Here is a 25,369-nt window from a genome sequence, read left to right as displayed (position 1 = left end):
ATTGCAGCCAGAGGAGCGAGCGCCTCGCCCGGTGCCACTTCCCTCCCAGGCCTGGACGCGCGGTCGCATCGTGAGATGTCAGGGAGGAGTCACATGGCCCTAAATACGATTCCCAGGCTCTGGCCGGCGCCGTCGGTGGAGGAGGTGCAAGCCATCGTGCGCATGGAGGATCCGGTCCTGCGCAACCTCCGCATCACGCAGGCCTACCACGACCTCAAGGTGGCGCTGGCGGACGTGTTCGGCGAGGAGAACGTCTCCTGGTGCGCCTTCGCCTCCTGGGCGTCGAAGACGGCGGGCACCTTCATCCGCAAGGAGCAGCTGGGCTCGTTCCTCCAGGAGATCGTCGATCGGGCGGATGCCCGCTCGCGGAGCTATGACACGGCGCAGGCGCTATCCCACAAATGGGGGGGCTCGCCCGCCGCGCTTCAGCTCGCGCTCACCCGGACGGTGGAGGAGGTGGTGGACGAGATCGCCCAGCAGCTCGCCCGGGGGAACCTCGTCGTCTTCGCCGAGCTGGGGCCGCTCTACGCGGACATGCGGGGGCGTGTCGGGGGCTCCACGCCCCAGGAGCCGGGCGTGCTGCGGGGCTTGATCGAGCGCCTGACGCCGGGTGCGGTGGAGCAGGGAGGGCAGGAACTGCTCATCCAGGCCATCACCCACTACGACGAGGCGATCTTCGAGTCCTCCCCCAAACGCCGCGCGGAGCTCCTCCTGCTGGCCAACCTGCTGGTGGGGTACCACGAGCAGGTCCGTTTGCAGGACGCCGTCGCGGGCGCGCTGAACGCGCCGGTGCGGGAGATCTTCAACGGGCAAATCGCGGCGTCGCTGGGCTCCTTCCGGGGGATCTTGCCCGGCGCCCCCGTGGCGAAGTCGCTGGCGGCGTCCCTCAACTCCTTCACCCGCTGGCTCGAGCAGCGCTGGCGCGAGTTGGCCACCCACGCCCTGATGCGGATGGAGTTGCCGGACGTGACGCTCCGGCTGGGGGAGGATCTCCCTTCGTTGGCCAGCGATCGGGACTTCCCACCGGACCTCGCCCAGCTGGAGCACCCGGAGTTGGTGCAGCTGCTGGCCCGGCTGGACCGGACCCCGGACGCCACGCGGGGGAGCGGTGCCCGGGACTGGGCGAATCTCGCGGACCGGATGAACCTCATCGTGGATCTGTTCCGTTCGCGCCAGCAGGACCGGATGCTGTTCGACCAGCCGTTCACGTTCCTTCAGGTGGAGGCGATGAGCCAGGGGCGCCTCCCCCACGGGCGCCTGTAGCTCCACGACGCGCGCTGTCCAATGCCTCGCCGCACCAAGACGGCTCGGGCTGGGTATAGGAGGGGTGGGGGCCCTGTTGAAGGCGTGGGCAAGAGCGGAGGGGCCGAGGAGGGGGCTGCCCGGGTTGTGTGCCCGGCTGGTGGACAGGCCAGGCAGCGCTTATTGGGCACACGCCGGCCGATGGCGCACGTCCTGCCCGCGCGCATCGAGCGCGAAGGCGATCAGCAACGCGCCGGCGCCCAGCCCGAAGAGCACCAGGTGATGGCCGCCGGTCAGGCCGTAGACCGCCGAATAGGCATAGCCACTGAGCGCCTGCGATAGCGCGAAGCAGACGGTCGCCCGGCTCCACATCGCCTGGCGGGCGTGAGGGTCCTCCATCAGCTCATGCACCCGGCCGAGCGCCAGTGGCACCGCGCCGGCGGGGAAGGAGCCGATCACCGCCGCCAGCGCGATCAGCGCGGCATTGCTTGTCGCGGCCATCAGTCCAGGCACCGCGACCACCTGGGCCGCCAGCGCCAGCCGGATCGCGGCGCGCGCGCCCCAGCGGTCCGCAGCCAGGCCGTAGAGCACCGGGCCGGCCATCGCGCCGACGCCGTAGGCCACCCAGGCCGCCGCCCCCAGGCCGCCTCCCTTGCCGCGCGCGCGGCTGATGTAGTCCACCAGGAACATCATCTCCGGCACCAGGCCCACCGCCATCAGCGCGTACTGCGCCATCAACAGCCGCATCGGCCGCGACATGCGGCTGCGCCGCGGCGACGCCAGCGTCGGCACCTTGTGCGCGCCGTCCTGCGCCGGCCAGGCGCCCCAACTCGCGAAGGTCAGCAGCAGCGCGACGACGCCCAGGGTGAGCCAGGCGGCGCGCAGGCTGACGGTCAGCATCAGCGGCACCATCGTGCCGGAGAGCGCCACGCCCAGGCCGATGCCGAGAAAGATCGCGCCGCTGGCCAGGCCGCGCTTCTCGGCCGGCACCTGATGCAGCACCACGCCGGACACCAGCACCATGACCGCGCCACCGGACACGCCGGAGAGCAGGCGCCAGCAGAAGAACCAGACCTCCGAGAGCGGAAACGCGCAGGCGAGGAAGGACACCGAGGTCAGCAGCATCATCAGCCGCATCACCGCCACCGGCGACCCGTAGCGCGCCAGGCCGCGTCCGCTGAGCGCGCCGATGAGATAACCGGCGAGGTTGGCCGCGCCCAGCGACGCCACGCTGGAGGCCGCGAACCAGTGCTGCTGGATCATCGGCGGCAGCAGCGGCGTGTAGGCGAAGCGCGCCAGGCCGATGCCGACGAGACTGGCGGACAGACCCGCGAAGATGGCCAACAGGGTTTCAGCGGTGGCGCCCGCGCTGGCGCCGGCAGTGGAGCGATGGATGGTCATGTCTTGTCCCTTCCCGGTCCGTATCGATCGCGGATACGCAGGGCGAGAGGATAGGGCCGGCAAGGCGTTGTAGAGTTGCTGCACCTTCTCATCCATGTGATGCAGTTGTGCATCACCCCGTCGAGAGCAGACCGAGGACCGCCGGATGAACTGGGACGACACCCGCATCTTTCTCGCCCTGAGCCGCGAGGCCAGCCTGCGCGGCGCCGCGCGCGCCCTGGGCGTGGACCAGGCGACCGTCGGGCGCCGCATCGCCGCGATGGAACGGGACCTCGGAGCCAAGCTGTTCCTGCGCGCGTCCGACGGCTATCTGCTCACGCCGGCTGGCGAGTCCGCGCTCGCCGCCGCCCGCCGGATGGAAAGCGCCGCGCTGGAGTTGCAGGCCAAGATCGACGGCCAGGACGAGGCGCTCAGTGGCACTGTGCGGGTCACCAGCACCGACTCGATCGCGATCGACTTCCTCATTCCGGCGGTCGCCGCGCTGCACGAGGCGCAGCCCGGTATCCGCGTCGATCTCGAAGCCTCGAGCCAGATGCTCAATCTGACCCGGCGACAGGCGGACATCGCCATCCGCAACATGAAGCCGGAGAACCCGGACCTGTTCGCCCGCCGGATCGCGCAATGGCCGGTGGCGCTCTTCGCCAGCGAGGGTTATCTGGCAGCGCGCGGCGAGCCGGCGCCGAACACCGAATTCGCCGGGCATGATCTGGTCGCCTACAAGGGCTACCTGGACGGCGGCAAGGGGCTGACGCTGCTCGATGAACCGACGCGCCAGGGCCGCATTGCGGCGGCGCTCAATTCCAGCCTGCTGGTGCGGCGCGCCGTCGCCGCCGGGCTCGGCATCGGCGAAATGCCGGTCTACATGGGCGAGAAAGAAGGCCTGGTGCGGCTCTGGCCCGGCCGCACCCGCAAGGCGAACTACGAGGTCTGGCTGGTCACTCATCCGGATCTGCGCGGGACCGCGCGTGTCCGCGCGGTGGCGAAGTTCCTGACAGAGGCCATCCAAGGAGCGGCGGACTGAGCCGCGGTCCGGGGAACCGCCCGACAGGCAGGGCCCACTGCTTCCTGTCTTGCTAGGGACAGAGCCGCTCGACCGATTTGATCCGCACTGCTCCGTCGACGTTCGGGTCGTTCGTCTGGTCGCCGATGGCGATGGTGCCGTTCGCCGTGAAGTTGTTCCGCGTGAGCTTCGCGACGCCATCGATGCTCACTGTCGCCACCTTCGCTGCGTCCACCGAGAGATCGTAGACATGATACGCGCCGTCGGTCACCGGGAACGCCGCGGACTGAGTGTCGTCCGCCCAGCCGATCGCCGCGCTGTCGAGGTAGATCATCTGCGAGCGATCCACGCTCTGTCCGGCCGGAGGTGTGATGCTCCCCAGGATGGCTGCTCCGCTGTCTAACTGGTTGTGGGTGTTCACCGACTCGACCTGCATCGTCACGCGGAGCGTGAACGGCTTCGTTGCGTCGAGCGAGTTCGCCCGCATGATGAGCAGCTGCCCGCTCGTTCGCGCGCCGCTGTTTGTCGACGTCGCGAGGCGAACGTAGTCCGCGCCGTACGTGAGCGTGTTCGGCGTCTGCGAGGCCGTCGTCCAGCCTTGCGCCGTGATGTCGTCACCGCCGACCAGCAGCGGAACGCTCGCGCGAGCCGTCCACCGCGTCGTCGACGTCGCTGGCACGCACGTCTCGCAGGCGTTCCCCGGGTTCGGCGCACCCGCGGCGTAGACCACGCCGTCGATGAAGCACTTCGGAGTGCACACGCCGGCCGAGCAGACCTGTCCCGGGTTGCACGACGTCCCGTCAGCGCGTTGCGTCCACGCGGTCGCGGACGTCGCCGGCGTGCACTGTTCGCACGAATTCGCCGCGTTCACCGCCCCGACGGCGACCTGCTTGCCGTCGATCTGACAGATCGCGACACAGGCGCCGCCCTCACAAGCCGCTCCGGTCGCGCACGCCTTGTCGCAACCACCGCAGTGCTTCGGGTCGCTCACGGTGTTCACGCAGGAGTCGCCGCACAGCTCGACGCCGACGCTGTTGCACAGCACCGGTGTAGAGGCGTCGGGTGGGTCGACGGGGCTGGGAGTGGAATTATCGCCGCAAGCAGCGACGAAGCCGAGCACGACGAGGCAGGAGAGAGTGGTAGAGCGAATGGAGAGCATGGTGCCTGCCATCTTACGCGACCACACGCCCGCGTGGTTTCTCCACCAGCCTGGCGCACTGCTCGGGCGGCCCCCGTCAGCGGCGCTCCTCGGCCCCTCCGCTCCAGCCCTCACCCTCAACATGGCCTCTATCTCGCCTATACGCATACGCCAGGTGACGGTGCGGCGCGAGGGCGGCGTGGAGCAGAACTGCTATTGACCCGAGCCGATTGACCCGTGGGCGTGATACACGCCGAGTCACACGCGGAGGACTTCCGCGCCGGGCGCGCCCCTCGGCGCGTCAGCCCATGGCGCAGGCCTGGGCCTGGAGGGTGAATGCAGACAGGTTGGGTCTCGGGACGCCTCGTTCTCGTGATGCTCTGCGGTGTCTTCGTCCTCGCATGCGAGCAGAAGGGCACCCTGCCATCCTCGGCGGAGGCAGTCGCCCTGGCGTGGGCATACTTCCCCGAGCTCGCCGCCGACGTGACGGCGTCCCCTGGAGCCAACCTCGCCGAGGCAGAGGGGCCCCGCGTGGGCCTCGCCACCGAGGTCTCCCTCGAGGGGCTCACCGCGCCGCTGGTGGTGGCCCCGGGCTGGTCGTCGACGGCCAGCATGGCGAGTGCGAGGGCGCAGCACACCTCCCTGCTCCTGCCCGACGGCGATGTCCTGGTGGCGGGCGGCGTCAACCGGACCGGGTTCGTGGCTTCCGCCGAGCGTTTCGATCCGGAGACCGGCACCTGGGCCTTCGCCGGAAGCCCAGGCATCTTGGGAAACATCATGTCGAGCGTCCTGCTTCCCACGGGAAGGGCGTTCGTCGTGACGGACGGCAGCCGGTCGGCAAGCATCCATGACGCCGCGACGAACACCTGGTCCGCCACGGGGGCGATGTCCGCGACTCGCAGCCTGTCCACCGTCACCCTCCTGTCCTCGGGGCAGGTGCTCGTCGCGGGAGGCTCCAACCTGAACACGGCGGAGCTCTATGACGCCGAGACGAATACTTTCACCGCCACCGGCTCCATGTCCGTCGTCCACCGGGCTCACACCGCCACCTTGCTGAGGGACGGCCGGGTGCTGGTGGCCAGCGGCGTCAACAACGTCACGCGCGAAGTGCCCGTCGCGGAGCTTTATGACCCCTCCGCCGGGACCTGGTCGCTGGCGGCGCCTCCCCTGGTTCCCCGGCACTATGCGAGCGCGACGCTGCTCCCCGATGGTCGTGTCCTCCTGGCAGGAGGCTTCACGAGCGCGGGGATCACCACCCACGCGGAGCTCTATGACCCGGTGGCCAACACGTGGACCGCCACCGGTGCGCTCCTCCATCCGCGAAACGGGCACACGGCCACCCTGCTGCCCAATGGCAAGGTCCTGGTCCAGGGTGGCTCGGACGGGGCACGCAACGCGCAGGCCGTGTCGGAGCTGTATGACCCGGCGACGGGAACCTGGGCCGCCGCCAGTACGATGGCGGTGGCTCGCGAGAATGCCACCGCCACCCTGCTGACGACGGGTCAGGTGCTGATCATGGGAGGCTACAGCTCGAACCCGAGCCTGACCTTCTATGCGAACGTGGAGCTCTATGAGGCCTCCAGCGACCGCTGGGCTCCGGCCGGCAATCTCGCGCAGGGCCGGGGCTCCGCCGCCGTGCTGCTGCCGTCGGGACAGGTGCTGGCCGCGGGGGGCCGGGGCGCGAGTGGCGTACTCGGGACAGCGGAGCGCTACACGCGCGCGAGCAACACCTGGGCTCCCGCCGCCTCCCTGGCCACCGCGCGCGAGCGCGCCACGCTGAGCCTGTTGCCGTCTGGCCAGGTGCTCGCCGTCGGAGGTGGGAATGGTGGGGGGCCGCTGGCCTCGGCGGAGCGGTACGACCCCTTGGCGGATGCCTGGACGCCCGCGGGCTCGATGTCTGCCGCCAGGGATGGGCACACCGCGACGGTGCTGGGCTCGGGCCGGGTGCTCGTGGTGGGCGGCGCGGGCACGGGGGCGGCGGAGCTGTATGACCCGGCCGCCAACGCGTGGAGCTCCGCCGGCTCGGCCGCCACGCCCCGCTCGCGTCACGCGGCAGTGCTGCTGCACGACGGCCGGGTCCTGGTGGCGGGTGGCGAGAACGGGGGCGCGCCGCTGGCCTCCGCGGAGCTGTATGACCCGGCCTCCAACACGTGGGCCCCCGCCGCGGGCCTCTCGCAGGCACGGTCCTCCTTCACCCTGACGCTGCTGCCGTCGGGCCGGGTGCTGGCGGTGGCGGGGAGCTCGCTCGCGGCGGAGCTGGCGTCGGCGGAGGTGTATGACCCGGTCTCCAACACCTGGGCCCCGGCGGGGACACTGGCCAGTCCGCGCGCATTCCATTCGGCCGCGCTGTTGCCCTCCGGCCGGGTGCTGGTCATGGGCGGTCAGGGACCGGGGGGCACGGTGCTCGCCACCGCGGAGCTGTACGACAGCGCGACCCATACCTGGAAACCCGCGTCGGGTCTCGTTGCCCAGCGGGTGCGCTTCGACGCCGTCGTCCTGCCCTCGAACGAGGTGCTCGCGCTGGGAGGGCAGGGCGCCGCGGGCGTATGGCTGGCGAGCGCCGAGCTGTACGAAGACACCGGGGCGCAGCCGGCCTGGCGTCCGGTGGTGACGGGGCCCGACGTGGTGATGCGCGCCTGTTCCGCACGCATCACAGGCACGCTGTTCCGGGGCATCTCCGGAGCCAGCACGGGAGACCACAAGGACTCCGCGACGAGCTTCCCGCTGGTGCGGTTGCAGGCGGCCGAGGGGCGCCGACTCTGGACGTTGCCGGGCACCGAGATGTCCGCCACCGGCGTGACGGTGTCCATTCCCGCCAGCGCGACGCCAGGCGCCCATACGCTCTCCGTCTTCGCCAACGCGAGAGGCGGCGGGCGGATGGTGACGGTGGTGGAGAACACCGCGCCGGTGGCGGAGGACCTGACGGTCTCCACGCCGTACGGCGAGCCCGTGGAGCTGTCGCTGGTGGCGACGGATGCCGAGATGGATCCTTCGTTGACCTTCGTCATCGTCACCCCTCCGGCCCATGGGACGCTGAGCGGTACGCCCCCCTCCGTCACGTACACGCCCGAGCCGGGCTACCTGGGGCCGGACAGCTTCACCTTCCAGGCACGGGACTGCGGCCTGGACAGCAACGTCGCCACCGCGACGCTCGCAGTGGTCGACCAGACGCCTCCGGACATCACCTGCCCGGCGGACCTGGTGGTGGAGGTGACGGAGCCTGCGGGGGCGCCGGTGACGTATCCCCCCGCCACCGCGACCGACGCCATCACCGCGAATCCCCCGGTGACGTACTCGCAGCCGTCGGGGAGCACCCTGCCGACGGGGAAGACGACGGTCACCGCGACAGCGGAGGATGCGGCGGGCAATCAGGCGATGTGCTCGTTCACCGTGACCGTTCAAGCCCGGGTGGTGTCGATTGCCGGCGGCGGCTGTCAGGCCGCCGGTGGAGGCGCGGACGCGGCGCTGGTCGTGCTGTCGGTCCTTGCCGTTTGGGCGGGCCGCCGGCGCCGTGAACTGGCACGGACCTGTGTGCTCGTCGCGGCCCTGGCCGCCACCAGCGCCTCGGGGCAGACGCCCTCCAGCCCCCTGGTCGCGTTCGACGTGGAGCGCCTGCGCCTCAGCGCCGCCGCGACGGACTCGCTGCTGGTGGACTCCGGACGACTGCTTCCCGTGGGCGGCTATCGCCTCGGCCTCCTGACCCACTACGAGCGCGGCATCCTGGTGCTGCGGGGCAGTGATGGGTACGACCGCTCCCTCTTGCACTACCGGACGTCGGCCTGGCTCATGGGGGCGTGGTCTCCGATGGAGCGCCTGGAGCTGTCCGCCCGGCTGCCGGTCATCATTTTCCAGGGGGGCCATGGCGCGGAGATGCTGATCGGTGTCTCCAAACCTTCGTCCTGGGGGCTGGGGACGCCGGAGGTGGGAGGACGCTACGCGCTGCTCCGGCGCGAGGAAGGGGCGCCGGTGTCCCTCGCGGTGGGGCTCGACGTGGGGCTGCCGGGGGGACGGGCGAGTGCGTTCGGACGCCAGGAGCACTGGGCCGGGTTCCAGTTCTGGCCCCGCGTCTCACTGGGGCGCGAGGTGGGAATGTTTGTGCTGGGGGCCAGCGTGGGTGCGCGGGTGAGGTCGAAGGAGGTCGAGCCGGGTCGCGACGTGGGCACCGAGCTGGAGCAGGCGCTGGTGGTGGCCACCCGGGGGAGCGGTCTTCGCGGTGAGCTGGCCCTGCAGGTGGCGGAGTCGCTGGTGCACCCAGACGTGGCGGTGGAGCTGCTCGGAGGGGTGCGGCTGCCCATCGGACATGGCTTCGAGGTGAGCGCGCTCGCCGGGCGTGGCTTCACCGACATCCCAGGGACGCCCTCGTGGCGGGCGGGGGTGGGAATCGCCTGGGCTCTCCCCCTCCGCCCGAGGACCTCCGCCAGTGCGGGCGGAATCACACGCCCGAGCAGTGCCCCCGACTCCGATGACGACGGGGACTCCGTGCCCAACAAGGCGGACCGCTGTCCGCTGGAGGTGGGAGTGCCGAGCCTGCAGGGGTGCCCCGAGCCTGTCTCGCCTCCGGTGAAGGAGGAGCGGCTCTCCCTGGCAGGCCGCAAGATCGTCTTCGCGGTGGGCCTCGCCGAGATTCAGGGGGACGGCACGCGCATTCTGGATGAGATCGCCGAGCTGCTGAAATCGCGGCCTGGTGTCTCGCTCCGCATCGAGGGCCATACGGACAACTCGGGAAAGGAACAGCTCAATCGCACACTGAGCCAGGAGCGTGCGAATGGGGTGCGGGCCTATCTCATCCAGCGTGGCATCGCGGGCTCTCGCCTCGAGGCCCGGGGCTACGGTCCGTCGCGTCCCGTCGTATCGAACGACACACCGGAAGGCCGAAGCGAGAACCGCCGCGTGGAGTTCATCATCACGAATTGATTCCCCGGAGTCACCACGCCATGATGAAAATGATTCGCTTTGCCTTGATGGGGTGGGTGCTGTGTTGCGCCTCACCAGCACTCGCCGCTCCTTATTGGGGAACCTTCCAGTCGGACGCCTGCACGGGCCTCGGCCAGCGTCAGAAGTCCTCCGTCCTCTGGGGCATCCCCTCGGGGACCTCGTGGGAAACCACCTGCGCGAATACGGGCGCCACCATTGATGGGCGCTGGTACGCACGGCCGAATCGCTGCGTGCGGACCAGCACCAACATGTGGGGCCAGTTCGACGTGCCCGACACCTCGTGCAATCCCAACTGGAGCACCTTCAAGCAGGATCGGTGCACGGACTCGGGCCGGCGCCAGCACTCGGCGCAGTTGCTGAACATCCCTCCCAACACCTCCTGGGAGAGCGCGTGCCAGGCCACCGGCGCCACCGTGGCCGGCTACACCTTCCTGCGCCCGACCCGCTGCGTGAACAAGGACACCTCCGGCATGTGGGGCGAGTTCGAGGTGAATGACACCACCTGCAACCCGGTGACGGAGTGCAACTCCTCCCTCCCGGCGGGCACCTTCACCAAGCCCGGGAACACCGGCTCGGTGAGCTGTGAAGCCTTCTGCGCCAACCGTGACGCCAACTGGGGCCAGCGCGGCACGTGTGTGAGGGGGCTCGTCACCAGTGGCCCTCATACGGGCAGCTGCCTGGCCTGCACCGACGTCGCCGCCGATCAAGGCGACACCGGCGTCACCTGCACCTGCAAGGCGCCCGCCAAGGGCTTCGCGGATCTCCATGCGCACCCGTTCGCCAACCTCGCTTTCGGCGGCCAGGCCTTCTACGGCAAGGCCTACGGTCCCCTCAGCTCCACCCTGCCGTGGTGTGACACTGTCCATGGGCCGGGGGGCACTCGGGACTTCTTCGGCAGCATCATGGCGACCCTCGGCTACGGCACGGGCGGTTCGGGCCATCGGGTGGGCGGCTATCCGCAGTACGACGGCTGGCCCCGCTGGAACAGCTACACGCACCAGTCCATGTATGAGGATTGGCTCTACCGCTCCGTCCAGGGCGGCCTGCGGCTGCTCGTGATGCTGGCCGTCAACAACCAGGACATCTTCGGCTTCCCCATCTACGCCACCAAGGCGCCGGGCCGCACGGGAGAGGACATGGAGGCGGTGGAGCTCCAGATCGCCGAGGCCTACGCCATGCAGAGCTACCTCGACAACAAGGCGGGCGGCGCGGGGCGTGGCTGGTTCCGCATCGTGAAGACTCCCGCGGAGGCCCGCACCGTCATCGCCCAGGGCAAGCTGGCGGTGGTGTTGGGCGCCGAAGTGGACTACCTCTTCGACTGCCGCCGCAACAGCTCGTGCACGAGCGCGTATGTGGAGGAGCGGCTGGACCATTACCAGGCCATGGGCCTGCGCCACCTCTTCCCGGTCCACTTCAAGCAGAACGCCTTCGCGGGCTCGGCGCTCACCAGCATCACGACCGAGGGAGACTCTCGCGACTGCAAGCAGGAGGGCTACGTCTACAAGCGAGACATCGCCAGGGATCCCATCTGCGGCGCGCAGGGGCTCACGACGCTGGGCCGCACGCTGGTGCGCGGAATGATGCGCCGGAAGATGCTGATCGACATCGACCACATGTCGAAGCTGGCCTTCGATGACACCCTGGGGATGGTGGAGCCCTACGGCTACCCGGTGGTGAGCGGCCACACCACGCTGTTCGATACGGCCCGCGGCAACAAGCGCCACGAGGGCAGCCTCAAGGCGGAGCAGCTCCAGCGCATCCGCAACGTGGGCGGCATGGTGTCGCTCATCCTGGACCAGGGCAATCGCGACGAGATCCCCACCTGGCGCGGCGCGGGTCAGCCGGTGGTGGAGCACCAGTGCGGCAGCACCTCGCAGAGCTGGGCCCAGGCGTACCTCTATCTGACGAAGCAGCTGAACGGGATGCCGGTGGGCTTCGGCTCGGACTTCAACGGCTTCGCGGGCCTGCCGAGCCCCCGCTTTGGCGCTGAGGCGTGCCACGGCGGCAGCTCCGCCGCGCAGGTGGCCCGCACGAGCTACCCGCTGAGCATCGCCGTGGAGAACAGCGTCACGAAGCTGGAGCGCAGCGTGGTGGGCAACAAGGTGTTCGACATCAACGAGGATGGAGTGGCCCACGCGGGCATGATGCCGGACTTCATCTCGGATCTCCGTCGCCAGGGTCTGCGCAGCCAGGATCTGGATCCGCTGATGAACTCCGCCGAGGGCTACCTCCAGGTCTGGGAGCGCGCCGAGGCCATTGGAGCCACCGTGCCCTGAGCGGGTGGAATGCACTGTCACGACGCGGGCCCATGACGCGGCGGGCAACGTCACCACGTCCGCGCCCATCTCCGTCAAGGTGAACTGACTCCTCGGCAACCCGGCCCGGCGGCCGAGCCTTCGAGCTGGCTGAGATAGGCACCGAACATGTCGGCCATCGCCCCGGCATAGGCGTCGACCTCCTGTTCGGTGCGCTCCTGCTCGGAGATCCGCTTTCCCACGGCATTGAGCGACATCATGATCACATCGCCCGCGAGTGCGCGCTGCTTCTCCGAGGCTGTTGGGAGCGCCTCGCGCATGAAGTTCTGCACAGCGCGCGTGCCGGACACGCGCGACTCCTTGGCCTCGGGTGCGTCGCGATAGAGCGGCGCCGCGTCGTTGAGCGCGATCCGCATCTCGGCCTCCGCGCATTCGGAACGAATGAAGGCGTGCACGACCTCGCGAAGGCGCTCGAGTGGGGGCCTGGTCGAATCCTCGAGGATGCCGCGCAGCAGCTCGCCATTCTGCCGCCACTCCTCGGCCTGCAGACGAAAGAGGATCGCCGCCTTGTTCGGGAAGTATTGGTAGAGCGATCCAACGCTGATTCCAGCCTTCTCGGCGACGCGTGCGGTGGTGAAGCGGTGCGCGCCGTCACGCGCCAGAACCTGAGCAGCGGCGGCGAGAATGTCGGCGACGAGCTGCGCGGAACGGGCCTGCCTGGGCTGTTTTCGCGAGGAAATACATGGGGTTGGACGATTCGTCACGAAGAGCCTCGGGAACGCGAATAGGAAATGCGAATGATTAATCGTATTTCCTGGTCAGGCGCAAGGACGCGCTTTCAACCTGACCAGGACATCCGATGACCACACTTTCCGCCGCACCACTCGCCCCCCTGCTCGATCGTCTGTTCGCGCAAGCCGACCAGTCGTCGGCCGCGCTCATGTCGACCTTCGCCCAGATGCCGGAGCAAGAGCGTGCCCGGCTGATGGCGAGCAAGACCGACTACCTCGAGCTCTACTCGACGATGAAGGACGAGGCGCTCGCCGTCTCTCGCGAAACCGGCACGCTGCTCTACATGCTGGCGCGTACCTGCCGCGCGCGGACGATCGTCGAGTTCGGCACCTCGTTCGGCATCTCGACCCTGCACCTGGCGGCGGCGCTCCGCGACAATGGCGGCGGCCGATTGATCACGAGTGAATTCGAGCCGTCGAAGATCGTCCGCGCGCGAGAGAACATCGCGGCGGGCGGGCTCGCGGACCTCGTGGAGATTCGCGAGGGCGACGCGCTCCAGACGCTCGCCCAAGGCTTGCCCGAGCAGATCGATCTGTTGCTGCTCGACGGCGCCAAGGGGCTCTATCCGGCCATCCTGTCTCTCGTCGAAGGTCGGCTGCGCCCAGGCGCCTTGATCCTCGCCGACAATGCGGATTGGTGCCCGGAGTATCTGGAGCGCGTCCGCTCGCCCCAGCAGGGCTATCTGTCGGTGCCGTTCGCCAGCGATGTGGAGCTGTCGATGCGGATCGGTTGAGCGCCTCGGTCGGCCTGCGTCGCGCGGGTTGGGACTCGAGGCGTTCAGCTCGCCTCGCCATCAGGACTGGCGAGAACGATGACATAGCCGTCCAGGTCCTCGAGCCAGATCTCCCGGTGTTGCGGAGCGGGGTTGACGTGCGGCTCTTCAATCACCCGCGCGCCCAGACGTCTCACGCGTTCGACGGCGGCATCGAAGTCGTCGACCTCGAACCAAAGAAGGACGCCATGGCCGTGCGGTGCCCGATCGGCGCCCATCAAATTGGGGTGCTCCTCGGCATCCCAACGATGCAGTTGGAGGACGAGGGTCTCTCCACTCATCAGGCGGTCATAGATGAGCCGGTGGGGATGGTTCGGATCGCCCCCGTGCAGCTGCAGCAGCGTCTGGTACCACGCGCTGCTGGCCTTCACGTCCTTCACCGCAATCAGCGGCTGAGGCCTGACCGTGAGTCGACTGGATGGACGCATCGAGACCTCGGAGGAGAGAAGCGCGCGACGTGGCGTTCTCCGCCGACCCTAGCATACAGACGGCTGTGAACCTGGCAGCGCGCCTCGGCGTTCAACCTGGAGCGCACCGGGGGGCTTGTGGCAGGACTCTTCGAGCGAACGCGAACGGAGGGGCGTGACGTGAGGCTGTTTCTGACGGGAATGGCGGTGAGCTGTGCGGTGGTCCTGGGCGCCGCGGGATGCACGAAGAGGAAGCAGTCCGAGGCGACCGAGACGACCCAGAGACCCCTGGCCGTGAAGGAGGCGCCCGGCGCTGCCCACCGGGCCGGGTGGGTGAAGGCGCTGGCCACCAGCGACAGCTGTGTTCCGGAGACACCCTCCAACTCCAAGGGCGTGTGTCTGGCCGCCGCCGCCTTCGGGGACGCACGGCGGGGCCAGGCACCCACCCAGACCGTCCGCTTGTGGGGGATGGTGGCGACCGAGGAGCAGGATGCCGAGGCCGGCGAGGAGACGCGCGTGTTCGGCGTGTTCGTCCCCCCGCCCGAGCGGCGGTGATTCAGCCCTGGCGCAGGGGCTTCAAGGCGCCGCCCCAGGCGATGACTCTGCAGCTGGCGGTTCTCCTTGCTCAGCCGCACCAACGCTTACGGGAGCGGCTTGTTCCGGAGAGTCACGTTGTTGATATAGGCACTCTTGTAGGCGTCGTGGCACGCTTTGCAGTCGGCCTTCACGTCGTCCGTCTTGTTGGCCTTGGCGTCGTCGGCCGTCTTCTTGGCGTACCGTGCCGACGGCTGCGTTGATGGGTGTCGCGGCGCCTTGCTGGCCGCTGCCTGGGGCGCCTCGTTCGCCTCCTCCGAACTTGCTTGGGGGAACTTGCGTCCTTCGACTTGGGTTGTGTCAGCGGGTCAGTTGACACGTCAGCTCCTCCGGTTGACGTGTCAACTCGCTGAGGGCCGCGTCAGCGCCACCGGGCCCGCACGCACCCGGGGCGTGGATCACTCCTCCTGCTGGGAGTCCTCGGAGTCCCGCTGCTGTGCGGCGTCCTGAGCGTCCTGGCCCGTCACCATCCGTTCCTCCTGCGCGTAGCCACAGGACCCCTCCTTGACGAGCGTGGGCTCGTCCACCGAGACCTCGATGTGGCCCTTCACGACGGAGGCCTTGACCCGGGTCCTCCAGCCCTTGAAGACATCATCACGGGGGTTGCACGGAGGGTCTCCGTACTCCAACTGGGAGACGAGGCGGTTGCCCTCGGCCGAGAAGGACTTGAGGGTGGTGGCGTCACTCGGGCCGTCGTGGACCTTGGAGTCCACCAGCCGCCCTTTCTTGCCCACCAACAGGTAGAGGACCTTGGAAGAGAAGTAGTCGCGCGCGAAGTCTCCCTGCTCCGACCAGCGGTAGGTGAAGGCCAGTCCGATGAACGTGTTCCCGCCCTGCTCCAGGCGCTCGGCCCGGTGCAGGCTCCAGCGGACCGGCTCATCGGCGCCGTCGGTGGCGACGGACTCCAGCTCGGGGCACCCGAGTGCCGGCGTCGCCTCGTCTGGCTGGTACTTCACGCTCCGGGTGTAGACCTCCGGGGAGACGGCCTTGAGGACGCCCATGGGGTCCGCCACCTTCTCCTTCGGACAGACGCCCAGGGCCACGATGAAGAAGCCGGGCTTCAGTCCCGGAACCCTGGCGCTCTCCAGTACCTCGGAGGTCAGCGGGAGGACGGGCTCGAGCGCCTCCTGATAGGCCTTCAGCGCCTGTTGCTGGCGCTCGGCCTCGGCCCGGGTCTTCCCTCCGGACCAGATGAGGAGCTCGCCCTCGACGCGTGGCGCTTCCTTCTTCGCCGGCTCGGCTTCCGCGAGGCTGCCTGCGAGGAAGAAGAACACCCCCATCACGGCTCCGATTGCGTGCGTGTGTCGTGGCACCGGACACCTCCAGCGCGCCATGGTACACCACTTCCTTTTGCCTCCCGACCGCTCGCTGGCCGCCGGTGTGCTCGGGCTGATGGTGCTGGCGGGGAGGTTCACGGGTACCGGACGGCGTCTTCGTGCCGCGAGAAGGCGTCGTGAACCCTCGAAGCTCATTGACGTCGACGGCGGGCGCCGCGTCGGTCCGCGTCTTCATCACGATTGGCGCGGGCGGCGTCGTCGGCTTCGACGTGGACGGCGGCGGCGGCGCTACCTCGGGCCGCGGGTTGCCGGGAGCGAGATGGGACAGCCTTCGGACCGCTGCCGACGAATGCCGCCAGGTGCTCGCCGGTCAGCGTCGACCCCGCCGCCACCAGGTTGGCCGGGGTGCCTTCGAACACGATCCGCCCTCCGTCGTGGCCCGCGCCCGGTCCGAGGTCGATGATCCAGTCGGCGTGCGCCATCACCGCCTGGTGGTGCTCGATCACGATGACCGACTTGCCGGAGTCGACCAGCCGGTCCAGCAGCCCGAGCAGCTGTTCGAGGTCGGCCAGGTGCAGCCCGGTGGTCGGCTCGTCGAGCACGTAGACGCCGCCGTCTTCACCCATGTGCGTCGCGAGCTTGAGCCGCTGCCGTTCGCCACCCGACAACGTGGTGAGCGGTTGGCCGAGCCGCAGGTAGCCGAGCCCCACGTCGGCCATGCGCTGCAGGATCGCGTGCGCGGCCGGCGTATGCGCCTTGCCGGCGCCGAAGAAGCCGACCGCGTCTTCGACCGGCAGGTCGAGCACCTCGGCGATGTTGAGCTTGCCGAGCCGGTAGTCCAGCACCGACGCCTGGAACCGCCGGCCCTCGCACTCCTCGCAGATCGTGGTGACGCCGGCCATCATCGCCAGGTCGGTGTAGATCACCCCGGCGCCGTTGCAGGTCGGACAGGCGCCCTCGGAGTTGGCGCTGAACAGGGCGGGTTTCACGCCGTTGGCCTTCGCGAACGCCTTGCGGATCGGCTCCAGCAGGCCGGTGTACGTTGCCGGGTTGCTCCGCCGCGAGCCATGGATCGGCGTCTGGTCGACCGACACCACCCCGTCCCGGCCACACACCGAGCCGTGGATCAGTGAGCTCTTGCCCGACCCAGCCACGCCGGTCACCACCACCAGCACGCCGAGCGGGATGTCGACGTCGACGCCCTTCAGGTTGTGAGTGCGGGCGCCGCGCACCTTCATCACACCCGACGGCGTCCGCACCGACGGCTTCAGGGCGGCCCGGTCGTTCAGGTGACGCCCGGTGAGCGTGCCGCTGGCCCGCAGCCCCTCGACGGTGCCCTCGAAGACCACCTCGCCTCCGGCGGTGCCGGCGCCGGGGCCGAGGTCGACGACGTGGTCGGCGATCGCGATCGTCTCCGGCTTGTGCTCGACCACGAGGACGGTGTTGCCCTTGTCGCGCAGCCGCAGCAGCAGGTCGTTCATCCGCTGGATGTCGTGGGGGTGCAGCCCGATCGTCGGCTCGTCGAAGACGTAGGTCACGTCGGTGAGCGACGACCCGAGGTGGCGGATCATCTTGGTGCGCTGCGCCTCACCGCCCGACAGCGTGCCGGACGGCCGGTCGAGGCTGAGGTAGCCCAGTCCGATCTCCACGAACGAGTCGAGCGTGTGCCGTAGCGTCGCCAGCAGCGGCGCGACGGACGGCTCGTCCAGACCGCGCACCCACTCGGCCAGGTCGTTGATCTGCATCGCGCAGGCTTCGGCGATGTTGATCCCCTTGATCTTGGAGGACCGGGCGGCCTCGTTGAGCCGGGTGCCGCCGCACTCGGGACAGGCGGTGAAGGTGACCGCGCGCTCCACGAACGCTCGGATGTGTGGCTGCAGCGCGTCGACGTCCTTGGACAGGAACGACTTCTGGATCCGCGGGATCAGCCCCTCGTAGGTGAGGTTCAGGTTCCCGACCTTCACCTTGGTCGGCTCCTTGTGGAGGAAGTCGTGGCGCTCCTGCTTGGTGTAGTTGCGGATCGGCTTGTCCGGGTCGAGGAAGCCCGAGTCCGAGAAGATGCGCACCTGCCAGCCATCGGCCGTGTAGCCGGGGATCGTGAGCGCCCCCTCGTTGAGCGACTTGCTGTCGTCGTACAGCTGGGACAGGTCGATGTCGGTGACCGAGCCCATGCCCTCGCATCGCGGACACATGCCGCCGGTGACGGTGAAGACGCGCTTCTCGGACTTGCCGGTTCCTTTCTCGACCGAGAGCTGCCCGACCCCGCGGACCGACGGGACGTTGAAGGAGAAGGCGTTGGACGAGCCGATGTGCGGCTTGCCGAGGCGGCTGAACAGCACCCGCAGCATCGCGTTGGCGTCGGTCGCGGTGCCGACCGTCGAGCGGGAGTTGGCGCCCATTCGCTCCTGGTCGACGATGATCGCGGTCGTCAGCCCTTCCAGTACGTCGACTTCGGGCCGGGCCAGCGTCGGCATGAATCCCTGCACGAACGCGCTGTAGGTCTCGTTGATCAGCCGCTGCGACTCCGCCGCGATGGTGGCGAACACCAGCGACGACTTGCCCGAGCCCGAGACGCCGGTGAACACGGTCAGACGCCGCTTGGGGATCTCGACGGTGACGTCCTTCAGGTTGTTCTCGCGAGCGCCCTGGACGCGGATCAGGTCGTGGTTGTCTGCGGGGTGCTGGCTGGAGGAGGCCATGTTCACGCTCATGTCATCGAGTATCGACGGTTTGGGAAGAGAGCCCCGCGGGCGTCTCGGTCACCCACGGGGTCGAGCAGATTCTACTCCTGAAGCGTGGCTCAGCTACGGTCGCTTCAGGGTCAAGTCTTTCGTCGTGCAGCCGCCCGTCAATCGGTGCGTCGCCGGCTGCGCCACCTGGTGGCATACGGCAGTACGAACAAGTACAGACCGGTGAACATGAGCAAGGCGAGCGGGGGCAGCGCCAAGAAGCCCACCCAGACGGCAGTCTCCTTCCGTGCCAGGGCGACGATGTTGACGATGACGGCCACTGTAAAGGCAATGGACAGCCAGCGGTGGGTCTGCTGAACCCATTTGTTCCAGTTCAATGGGATCTCCTCTCGAGCAGGTCGACGAGCTTCTCGCTCATCATCTTCCAGCCGTAACGCGCGCCGGCGAAGTTCTGCTTCTGGTCCGGCTTGAAGCCCGACTGCACGAGGGACAGGCGCGTGCCCGACGCCGTGGGGGTGAGCGTGAACGTCACGACGGTGTCGATGTTGCCGACAACCCACGTGTAGCTGAGCTTCCTCTGCGCTTCGAGCTCGAGGAGTCGGCAATTCACGACGCCGTCCCAACCGGGCTGCGGCTGCGCCTTGAACGTGAACGCCGCCCCCGGCTCGAGCTTGAGATCGACGACGGGCAGGAGCCACTCCACGAGCAGTACGGGGTCGGTGAGCGCGCGCCACACCTTCTCCGGCGAATGACGCAAATCGAATTCGAGCGAAAGGGATTCAGTTTGTGATTGTGCGGTCTTGCCGGTGGGAATCATTGGTCCATCTTCTCCAGCAGTTGTTCAAGGCGATCGATGTGCTCCGTCCAGAAGGCGCGGTAGTGCGCGATCCAGTCGATGAGCGGCTTCATCCCGCGTGGCTCCACCCGGTAGTAGACACAGCGCCCCTCGCGCCGGCCGCTCACCAGGCCGGCGTCTTTCAAAATGGCGAGGTGCTGCGAGACCGCCGGCTGCGAGATGTCGAAGCGCGCCGTGAGGTCCTTCACCGCCGCTTCGCCACGCGAGAGCGACTCGAAGATCGCCCGGCGGCTGGAGTCCGCCAGTGCCTGGAAGATCTTGTCTTCGACCACGGCCGCGCTCTGCATCCGCGACGTATAAGTCGATGCTTATTGGTTGTCAACACGCGGATCGGGCCACCTGAGGTCTCACAAGCAGCCCAGCTCCATACCCCGGAGGATGGCGCGGGTGCGGTCCCGGACCCCCAGCTTGGAGAGGATGTTGGACGTGTGGTTCTTCACCGTGCCCTCGGCGGTCCCCAGCGCCTCGGCGATCTCCCGGTTGCTCAGGCCCCGGGCGATGAGCCGCAACACCTCCCGCTCCCGGCGCGTGAGGTCCTCGTGGCGCTCCGCGTGCGGAAAGTCCCGCGCCAGCTCCGCGAAGCCGCTCACCACCTGCTCGGAGAGCCCGGGCGGAGGCAGTGTCTCGCCGGCCGCGACCCGGTGGAGCGCCTCGGCGAGCTCGTCGCGCGTCACGTCCTTGAGCAGGAAGCCCTGGATCCCAAGCCGCAGCGCCTCCTGGAGCACCGCGTCCTCGTCGAACGTGCTGAGCAGCACCACGCGGCGCTCCGGATCCGTGCGCCGCAGAATGCGCAGGGCCTCCAGTCCGCCGAGCCGCGGCATCCGCACGTCCATCAACACCAGGTCCGGGTCCAACGTGGCCACCAGCCGTAGGGCCTCGTATCCATCGGACGCCTCTCCCACGACGCACAGGTCCGGGGTGAGCGCCAGCAGACCGCGAAGGCCCTCGCGCACCATGGCATGGTCATCCGCCAGGATGATACGGATCATGTCGATACTCCTCTCGCTGGCAGCCAGGCCACCAGCTCTACTCCCCCCCCGGGTTTCCACACGCAGTTCCAGGTTCCCGCCCAGCTGGGTGAAGCGCTCGCGCATGCCGGTGAGCCCCGCGCCGGGCTCGATCGTGGGCGCGCCCAGGCCGTCATCCCGCGCGTGAAGCAGGAGGGCCCCCTCATGGGTGGAGACGACGTCGATCCAAAGATGATGCGCGGACGCGTGACGCAGGGTGTTGGTGATGACCTCCTGGACGCAGCGCAGCAGGCAGTGGGCCGCGGCGGGCCCGGTGATGGAGAGTCCCTCCGGGACGCGCAGGTGCACCTCGAGCCCTGGCACCTCGTGCACCAGGGCCCGCAGGGCGGGCCCGAGCTGAAGCGGTCCCTCGCGCAGGGAGGACACCACCTCGCCCCGCTCGCGCTCGGCGAGCAGTTCCTGGGCGGCCTCGAGCCGCAGGTGCAGCCGGGCCAGCTCCCGCTGCCCGTCCATCGCGCGCTGCTGGAGGTGGGCCGCCGTGGCGGTGAACGACAGGAAGCCGGCATAGCCCGCCGCCGTCGACAGCGCGGGCAGGGGCGGCAGGAGGACGAGAAACAGGGCCAGGCTCGTGAGCACCAGCCCCGCGCACCACAGGACGGCGGGCCGCACGGGCAGGTACATGGGCGCCTGGCCGGAGACGATGGCGAGCAGCGCGCCCTCGAAGCCGGAGTCGCCGGTGGCGATCACGATCAGCGCCGCGATCGTCTGCACGCCCAGGCGCGAGAAGGCATGGCGCCCCACCTCGCGCGTGTTCAGCCAGAAGGCCACGCCAAAAACCAGATAGGCGATGAGCCACCCGAGCACGGAGGCATTGTACAGACGCTCGGGGGTGAAGCCGATTTCCGCCAGACCTTGCGTTCCCACCATGAGCCAGGTGAAGAGCGCGGAGACCCATAGGAGCGGATGGGGGGTAGGGGGCGACCGCATGCGGAAGGCCCAGTACCCTCATGTGGCGGGGGCGTCCCGCGAACGGGTGCTGGGTGGCACTAGTCACGCACGGGCGCCCCCCGATATTCACTGCGCCTGACCGAACGGAAAGACCTCGAACACGGTACCGTCAGTAGTAGATGTCGAAGATGGGCCGTTGCGTGGTGTTGAAGAAGTCAGGATAGATGGCAACGAAGTGGGAGCCCGTCCCCTGCGTGCTCTCGTAGGGAGACGCGCTCAGATCCGAGATCGAGTTCCCGCTCAGGGTACCCATCACCATGATGAATCCAGGGTAGAGGGTGAGCGAGTCCAGATCGACCGAGCCCGGACCCCCGCCCCCTCCTCCAGGGGGAACGAAGCCCCCCTCCAGGGACGACGTCCTCGTGGAGGCCAGGGTGCTCGGATCCAGACGATGCACGCGCACATGCGTCAGGTCCCCATAGAACCGGACCCACGCGCCCCAGGAGTAGGCCACCGCGAGTCCCTCGTCATTGGCCGCGATCGCGATCTTCGGCACGAGGTAGGAGGTCCCCAGCTCGACGCTCCCGGGGGTCAGCAGGCACGTGGCGGGCGAGACGATCTCACTCTCGACGACGACCCTGTAGAGAGGCACGAGGATGGGCTGGGACGGATGGGGCTCGGAGTCCTCCAGCACCTTGACCCGGTAGTTGCAGCCGTTCCGGGAGGTCTGGGCTTCGTTGATGACGGGCAGATCGGCGAGAGCCGGTGAACCGAGCAATGTGAACAGCCCGACGACAAGGGTTCCGAGTATGCGCATGGATATGACCTCCAAGAGATGAGTCCCGGTGAGGTCGTGCATCGTACGTGTCCCGGCACCCTGGAACATGTGCCGGAAGTCATGGATGTGCCGCTGCTACACCGGGCCCCTACCCTCGTGGGAGCACCCTGTCGATTCCGATGACCCGAATCCAGCCGCGAGAGTCTCTGTCGGCGTGAGGGCAAACTTCAGTCAACCAAGGCGGGATTCATGCTCCATTTCAAAAGTTCAAAGCTGTTTCTTCGCGCCACGTGCTCGGCTCTGTTGCTCACGGGCGCGTGCACTCCGGTGAGCAGTTCGCCTGACGGGCAGGACGACGTAACAGAGGCCGCCTCGAGTCCGTTGCTCATCTCCGGCGTGAGCTTCAAGACGGTGCTCGGCAACCGATACGTGGGCGCTCAAAACAACGGCGGCGGCGCGGTCATCGCGACAGCGACGACCGCGCAAGCGTGGGAGAAGTTCACGATCGATGACATCAACGGCGGGGCCCTCGAGAGTGGAGACTCGATCTTCATCACCGCGGGCACCGGGCAGTACTTTCAGGCCGCGAACGGCGGCGGCTCGACGCTGAACGCCGCCAGCTGGAATCGCCTTGGCTGGGAGACGTTCCGCATCGTCAAGCAGAGCGGGAGCGGCCCGATCGCCAACGGTGATATCGTCGGCCTGCAGACGGTAACGACTGGCAATTGGGTGTCGGCGGAGAACGGCGGCGGCAGCACGGTGTTCGCGTATGGCGCCGCGTTCGGCTCGTGGGAGCAGTTGACGATCTCTGGCTTGTCCGGAGGCACGCCGCCTCCTCCTACGCGCTGTGACTCTCCCGGCCTCGTCTGGAAGACTGCCAACAAGACCAACTACACGTCGTACCCGGATCCGGGCAGCGAGGAGTGCACCAAGTACAACGGCTGCACGTGGGCAGGGCAGTTCGCGGCGTGCGAAGGGAAGAAGTCGGAGGCGTGGGTGGCGGCGCACAACATCGCCGCGGTGTTCCCCAACATGAACGCGCTCAAGCTCCATGACCTTTGCTTGAAGTCCGGCTCGAAGACCATCGTGGTCACCGTGCTCGACACGTGCGCCGACTCGGACTGCGATGGTTGCTGCACCCGGAACAAGGGGAACGCCGACGCGCTGATCGACCTCGAGAGCTATACCAACGCGCGCTGGGGTGTCCCCGACGGCAGCATCCAATGGGCGGACCTCGGTCCGACCCAGGGTAGCGGCTGCAACTGATCGGATTATCCTACTTCGCGACCTTCCAGACTTGGCCGGCGTTGCGCCAGTAGACGCCGTCCGCGTCCACCGAGATGATCTCGGGCGTGCGCGTCTGGGGAGTCGACACGGTGGCCAACCTGTTGTTGGGCTCCCAAGCTGTCAAGGCGATCCCGTCTTCGCCTCCCGAGACCCAGCGCGACTACGAAATCCTGACGAACGAGACGGGCGGGTGCCCATCAAGGCGTGGACGGTGGGCGTGCCGTAGCTCAAGCACATGCCGCCGAGGCCGTGCTCCTGGGGTTGTGGGGCGTCCTGGAAGTGGGCTGGCTCGAGCGGATGCCTCCCGAGGTGCGCCGCCAGTCCGGCGGCGAATTTCACGGAAAAGGCACTTTTTTGTTTCGCCGTGTTTACACAAATGCACTCCCTGTGTAACATGGCTTCACCCTTTGTCGGGGAAAACACGTTTCTTGAGGGGGAGTTCATGTCCAAGCAGATCAAGGGTCTTGGGATTGTTCTGGCGGGCGCGCTGATGGTGGGTTGTGGCGGCATGGAGCCGCAGGAGCACCAGGGCGATGAGACGGGTGCTCCAACGGAGGCCGGCGTCGGTCAGGTCGAGGGCGCGGTGGAGATCGCTCGCATCGGCGCGAATGAGACCCGGGACTTCCCGACCTGGCTGTTCGGCAACACGACCTGGCGCGTCTACAACCCCTCCTCCGTGGCCGTCCCGTTCCTGGTGTGGTGCGGCAGCATCACCTACAACGGCGTCGTCAATCCCGGTCAGGCGCAGCAGCAATCGTGGCCGTGTGGCGCGCCCGGCACCCGGCTGTACATCCGCAACAACGGGTCGAATGCCAGTACGCAGTTCATCGACGTGCAGACCTCGTGAGTCCATCCGCGCGCTGCCCATGACGTGGGGCCGGGGAGCGCTCAGGCGCGCCGGGAGCGCTCACCCCGGACCATCGCCGAGCCGATGAGGTGCGCGAGCCGAAGTGCCTCGGGCACCTGGCCCTTGTCCGTCAAACGTCCGAGGGCCCGTGCCACCCTCGAGTCCTCAGGAGCGGTCTTCCATAAGTAGAGGATCATCCCGAGCAACACCTGACTGTCGAGCAGGGTGATGAAGAGCAGCCGCACGCGCTGATCCGTCCGGGTCCACTCGAGGCCGCCCGCCCAGCCCCGCATGGGAATCGACCGTACAGCTTGCGGGTGGCGTTCACTTCGCGCGTACGGGCCGGCGAGGACGTGAGGGCGCGGAAGGCCGCGCCGCGTCGCCTTTCCGAGCGGTGTCCCAGGCGGCCACCACGCGCTTGGGCGCGACGCGCCGCCACGCCTCGACGAGAAGTTTCTCGAGGAGTGCGCGGTCCACGCGCTCGAGCTCGACGCTCGTCCACCCTTGGTGTCCCCAGGGCGTCACCGCGAAGACGTCGGGCTGCATCCGCACGAAGGCATCCTGCTCCTCGAGGGACAGCTTGAGCACCGCGCGCTTCTCCTTCACCCAGAGTGTCGCGAAGATCTTCCCCCGCACGCGGAGCGACGGCTTGCCGAAGTGCTCCTGTTCCTCGGCCTCGGGGAGCGACAGCGCCAGCTTGCGAACCTCGTTGAGTGAGAGCACGGCGGCGAGCCTACCCGCTCCGACGCGCGCCTCCCAACCCGAGAGCGTCGTTGGGGCGGGCAAGGTGCTGAAGACCCAGAGCCAGGCGGCCGCCCTGGCTGCGAGCGGTGCGGGGTCGATGAAGATGCGGTAGTCACGGACCTTGCCATCGCGGAAGCGGAAGATGACGGAGCAGGGGAGCGCCACGACCGAGCCATCCTTCAGCTCGTTGATGACCTCCGACTCCATGACGATCGTGTCCTCCTGCTCCCAGGTCTGATGGACCTCGAAACGAACCCCTTCGAGATGTCCAGGTGGGTCGACAGTGCCGATTGACGGAGCGCCTCCTTACCGATGGTTTGCTCGGAGCTCCCGTAGCGGTAGTAGACGTCATCCGTGCAGCAGGTCAGGACGGCGACGCGCATGTTCTCGCTGGGGCCCATGTATTCCTCGCGTGATGGTTCTGGGAGTTGGACCCGG

22 protein-coding genes are annotated in these 25,369 nt (G+C 68.3%); 9 read left to right on the top strand and 13 right to left on the bottom strand.

The features are described 5' to 3' along the window. The first annotated feature begins 93 nt into the window (after positions 1-93). Positions 94-1,263, top strand: a complete 1,170-nt coding sequence (locus JRI60_RS35905; RefSeq protein ID WP_204220429.1) for a hypothetical protein — start codon at positions 94-96, stop codon at positions 1,261-1,263. Between the two features lie 159 nt (positions 1,264-1,422). On the opposite strand, the gene JRI60_RS35900 is transcribed toward JRI60_RS35905, so the two are convergent. Further along, complete coding sequence (locus tag JRI60_RS35900; RefSeq protein ID WP_204220428.1) at positions 1,423-2,643, bottom strand: YbfB/YjiJ family MFS transporter; 1,221 nt, start codon at positions 2,641-2,643, stop codon at positions 1,423-1,425. A gap of 145 nt (positions 2,644-2,788) precedes the next feature. Between JRI60_RS35900 and JRI60_RS35895 the strand changes: the two genes are divergently transcribed. Next, positions 2,789-3,664 carry a LysR family transcriptional regulator gene (locus JRI60_RS35895; protein WP_204220427.1) on the top strand — a complete coding sequence of 292 codons (876 nt, stop codon included), beginning with the start codon at positions 2,789-2,791 and terminating at the stop codon, positions 3,662-3,664. Positions 3,665-3,716: 52 nt separating this feature from the next. On the opposite strand, the gene JRI60_RS35890 is transcribed toward JRI60_RS35895, so the two are convergent. Further along, positions 3,717-4,802: a hypothetical protein gene (locus JRI60_RS35890; protein ID WP_204220426.1), complete on the bottom strand. Its 1,086-nt coding sequence runs from the start codon at positions 4,800-4,802 to the stop codon at positions 3,717-3,719. Between the two features lies 1 nt (position 4,803). Here JRI60_RS35890 and JRI60_RS35885 point away from each other — a divergent pair, with 1 nt between their 5' ends. The 3 genes from JRI60_RS35885 to JRI60_RS35875 all read left to right on the top strand — a co-directional run bounded on the left by JRI60_RS35885 (position 4,804) and on the right by JRI60_RS35875 (position 11,992). Beyond that, positions 4,804-5,001, top strand: coding sequence for a hypothetical protein (locus JRI60_RS35885; RefSeq protein ID WP_204229492.1), 198 nt, complete (start codon positions 4,804-4,806; stop codon positions 4,999-5,001). 116 nt (positions 5,002-5,117) lie between these two features. Next, a complete protein-coding gene (locus JRI60_RS35880) occupies positions 5,118-9,695 on the top strand; it encodes a kelch repeat-containing protein (protein ID WP_204220425.1) in 4,578 nt (1,525 codons plus the stop codon). 20 nt (positions 9,696-9,715) lie between these two features. Further along, positions 9,716-11,992, top strand: coding sequence for a membrane dipeptidase (locus JRI60_RS35875; protein ID WP_204220424.1), 2,277 nt, complete (start codon positions 9,716-9,718; stop codon positions 11,990-11,992). Between the two features lie 74 nt (positions 11,993-12,066). Here JRI60_RS35875 and JRI60_RS35870 read toward each other — a convergent pair whose 3' ends face one another. Beyond that, complete coding sequence (locus JRI60_RS35870; RefSeq protein ID WP_239469909.1) at positions 12,067-12,735, bottom strand: TetR family transcriptional regulator; 669 nt, start codon at positions 12,733-12,735, stop codon at positions 12,067-12,069. A 95-nt stretch (positions 12,736-12,830) separates the two neighbouring features. On the opposite strand from JRI60_RS35870, the gene JRI60_RS35865 reads away from it, so the two are divergent. After that, entirely contained in the window at positions 12,831-13,496 is a 666-nt protein-coding gene (locus tag JRI60_RS35865) for an O-methyltransferase (protein ID WP_204220423.1), read from the top strand. 44 nt (positions 13,497-13,540) lie between these two features. On the opposite strand, the gene JRI60_RS35860 is transcribed toward JRI60_RS35865, so the two are convergent. Further along, positions 13,541-13,915: a VOC family protein gene (locus JRI60_RS35860; protein ID WP_239469907.1), complete on the bottom strand. Its 375-nt coding sequence runs from the start codon at positions 13,913-13,915 to the stop codon at positions 13,541-13,543. Between the two features lie 207 nt (positions 13,916-14,122). On the opposite strand from JRI60_RS35860, the gene JRI60_RS35855 reads away from it, so the two are divergent. Then, the gene (locus tag JRI60_RS35855) at positions 14,123-14,497 is read left to right on the top strand and encodes a hypothetical protein (protein ID WP_204220421.1); all 375 of its coding nucleotides are present in this window, start codon (positions 14,123-14,125) and stop codon (positions 14,495-14,497) included. A gap of 437 nt (positions 14,498-14,934) precedes the next feature. On the opposite strand, the gene JRI60_RS35850 is transcribed toward JRI60_RS35855, so the two are convergent. From JRI60_RS35850 to JRI60_RS35815, 7 genes are all read right to left on the bottom strand, one after another. Beyond that, positions 14,935-15,849, bottom strand: coding sequence for a hypothetical protein (locus JRI60_RS35850; RefSeq protein ID WP_204220420.1), 915 nt, complete (start codon positions 15,847-15,849; stop codon positions 14,935-14,937). Positions 15,850-16,004: 155 nt separating this feature from the next. Continuing rightward, positions 16,005-18,524, bottom strand: coding sequence for an ATP-binding cassette domain-containing protein (locus tag JRI60_RS35845; RefSeq protein ID WP_239469905.1), 2,520 nt, complete (start codon positions 18,522-18,524; stop codon positions 16,005-16,007). A 137-nt stretch (positions 18,525-18,661) separates the two neighbouring features. After that, complete coding sequence (locus tag JRI60_RS35840) at positions 18,662-18,880, bottom strand: hypothetical protein (RefSeq protein WP_204220419.1); 219 nt, start codon at positions 18,878-18,880, stop codon at positions 18,662-18,664. Further along, complete coding sequence (locus JRI60_RS35835; protein WP_204220418.1) at positions 18,877-19,320, bottom strand: SRPBCC family protein; 444 nt, start codon at positions 19,318-19,320, stop codon at positions 18,877-18,879. Before JRI60_RS35835 ends, JRI60_RS35840 begins: the two co-directional genes overlap by 4 nt. After that, positions 19,317-19,631, bottom strand: a complete 315-nt coding sequence (locus JRI60_RS35830; protein WP_239469904.1) for an ArsR/SmtB family transcription factor — start codon at positions 19,629-19,631, stop codon at positions 19,317-19,319. The genes JRI60_RS35835 and JRI60_RS35830 overlap by 4 nt, the downstream gene beginning before the upstream one ends. Before the next feature lie 75 nt (positions 19,632-19,706). Beyond that, complete coding sequence (locus JRI60_RS53735) at positions 19,707-21,314, bottom strand: helix-turn-helix transcriptional regulator (RefSeq protein WP_239469902.1); 1,608 nt, start codon at positions 21,312-21,314, stop codon at positions 19,707-19,709. A gap of 130 nt (positions 21,315-21,444) precedes the next feature. After that, positions 21,445-22,092, bottom strand: a complete 648-nt coding sequence (locus JRI60_RS35815; RefSeq protein ID WP_204220415.1) for a hypothetical protein — start codon at positions 22,090-22,092, stop codon at positions 21,445-21,447. A gap of 288 nt (positions 22,093-22,380) precedes the next feature. On the opposite strand from JRI60_RS35815, the gene JRI60_RS35810 reads away from it, so the two are divergent. Together JRI60_RS35810 and JRI60_RS35805 are read left to right on the top strand one after the other, a co-directional pair. After that, a complete protein-coding gene (locus JRI60_RS35810; protein WP_239469901.1) occupies positions 22,381-23,319 on the top strand; it encodes a fascin domain-containing protein in 939 nt (312 codons plus the stop codon). Between the two features lie 463 nt (positions 23,320-23,782). Continuing rightward, positions 23,783-24,187, top strand: coding sequence for a hypothetical protein (locus JRI60_RS35805; RefSeq protein WP_204220413.1), 405 nt, complete (start codon positions 23,783-23,785; stop codon positions 24,185-24,187). 41 nt (positions 24,188-24,228) lie between these two features. Here the strand turns inward: JRI60_RS35805 and JRI60_RS35800 are convergent, their stop codons facing one another. Together JRI60_RS35800 and JRI60_RS35795 are read right to left on the bottom strand one after the other, a co-directional pair. Next, positions 24,229-24,384 carry a hypothetical protein gene (locus JRI60_RS35800; RefSeq protein WP_204220412.1) on the bottom strand — a complete coding sequence of 52 codons (156 nt, stop codon included), beginning with the start codon at positions 24,382-24,384 and terminating at the stop codon, positions 24,229-24,231. A gap of 127 nt (positions 24,385-24,511) precedes the next feature. Further along, positions 24,512-25,138: an MmcQ/YjbR family DNA-binding protein gene (locus JRI60_RS35795; RefSeq protein ID WP_204220411.1), complete on the bottom strand. Its 627-nt coding sequence runs from the start codon at positions 25,136-25,138 to the stop codon at positions 24,512-24,514. Between the last annotated feature and the right edge of the window lie 231 nt (positions 25,139-25,369).

The sequence above is a fragment of the Archangium violaceum genome, from assembly GCF_016887565.1.
Taxonomy (GTDB): Bacteria; Myxococcota; Myxococcia; order Myxococcales; family Myxococcaceae; genus Archangium; species Archangium violaceum_B.
This window is presented reverse-complemented; position numbering and strand designations above follow the sequence as displayed.

What these genes read in the sequence shown, in the direction of transcription:
- JRI60_RS35905 (WP_204220429.1), top strand. Translation starts at nt 94, where the DNA reads ATGGCCCTAAATACGATTCCCAGGCTCTGGCCGGCGCCGTCGGTGGAG.
- JRI60_RS35900 (WP_204220428.1), bottom strand. Translation starts at nt 2,643, where the DNA reads ATGACCATCCATCGCTCCACTGCCGGCGCCAGCGCGGGCGCCACCGCT.
- JRI60_RS35895 (WP_204220427.1), top strand. Translation starts at nt 2,789, where the DNA reads ATGAACTGGGACGACACCCGCATCTTTCTCGCCCTGAGCCGCGAGGCC.
- JRI60_RS35890 (WP_204220426.1), bottom strand. Translation starts at nt 4,802, where the DNA reads ATGCTCTCCATTCGCTCTACCACTCTCTCCTGCCTCGTCGTGCTCGGC.
- JRI60_RS35880 (WP_204220425.1), top strand. Translation starts at nt 5,118, where the DNA reads ATGCAGACAGGTTGGGTCTCGGGACGCCTCGTTCTCGTGATGCTCTGC.
- JRI60_RS35875 (WP_204220424.1), top strand. Translation starts at nt 9,716, where the DNA reads ATGATGAAAATGATTCGCTTTGCCTTGATGGGGTGGGTGCTGTGTTGC.
- JRI60_RS35865 (WP_204220423.1), top strand. Translation starts at nt 12,831, where the DNA reads ATGACCACACTTTCCGCCGCACCACTCGCCCCCCTGCTCGATCGTCTG.
- JRI60_RS35845 (WP_239469905.1), bottom strand. Translation starts at nt 18,524, where the DNA reads ATGAGCGTGAACATGGCCTCCTCCAGCCAGCACCCCGCAGACAACCAC.
- JRI60_RS35835 (WP_204220418.1), bottom strand. Translation starts at nt 19,320, where the DNA reads ATGATTCCCACCGGCAAGACCGCACAATCACAAACTGAATCCCTTTCG.
- JRI60_RS53735 (WP_239469902.1), bottom strand. Translation starts at nt 21,314, where the DNA reads ATGCGGTCGCCCCCTACCCCCCATCCGCTCCTATGGGTCTCCGCGCTC.
- JRI60_RS35815 (WP_204220415.1), bottom strand. Translation starts at nt 22,092, where the DNA reads ATGCGCATACTCGGAACCCTTGTCGTCGGGCTGTTCACATTGCTCGGT.
- JRI60_RS35805 (WP_204220413.1), top strand. Translation starts at nt 23,783, where the DNA reads ATGTCCAAGCAGATCAAGGGTCTTGGGATTGTTCTGGCGGGCGCGCTG.
- JRI60_RS35800 (WP_204220412.1), bottom strand. Translation starts at nt 24,384, where the DNA reads ATGATCCTCTACTTATGGAAGACCGCTCCTGAGGACTCGAGGGTGGCA.
- JRI60_RS35795 (WP_204220411.1), bottom strand. Translation starts at nt 25,138, where the DNA reads ATGGAGTCGGAGGTCATCAACGAGCTGAAGGATGGCTCGGTCGTGGCG.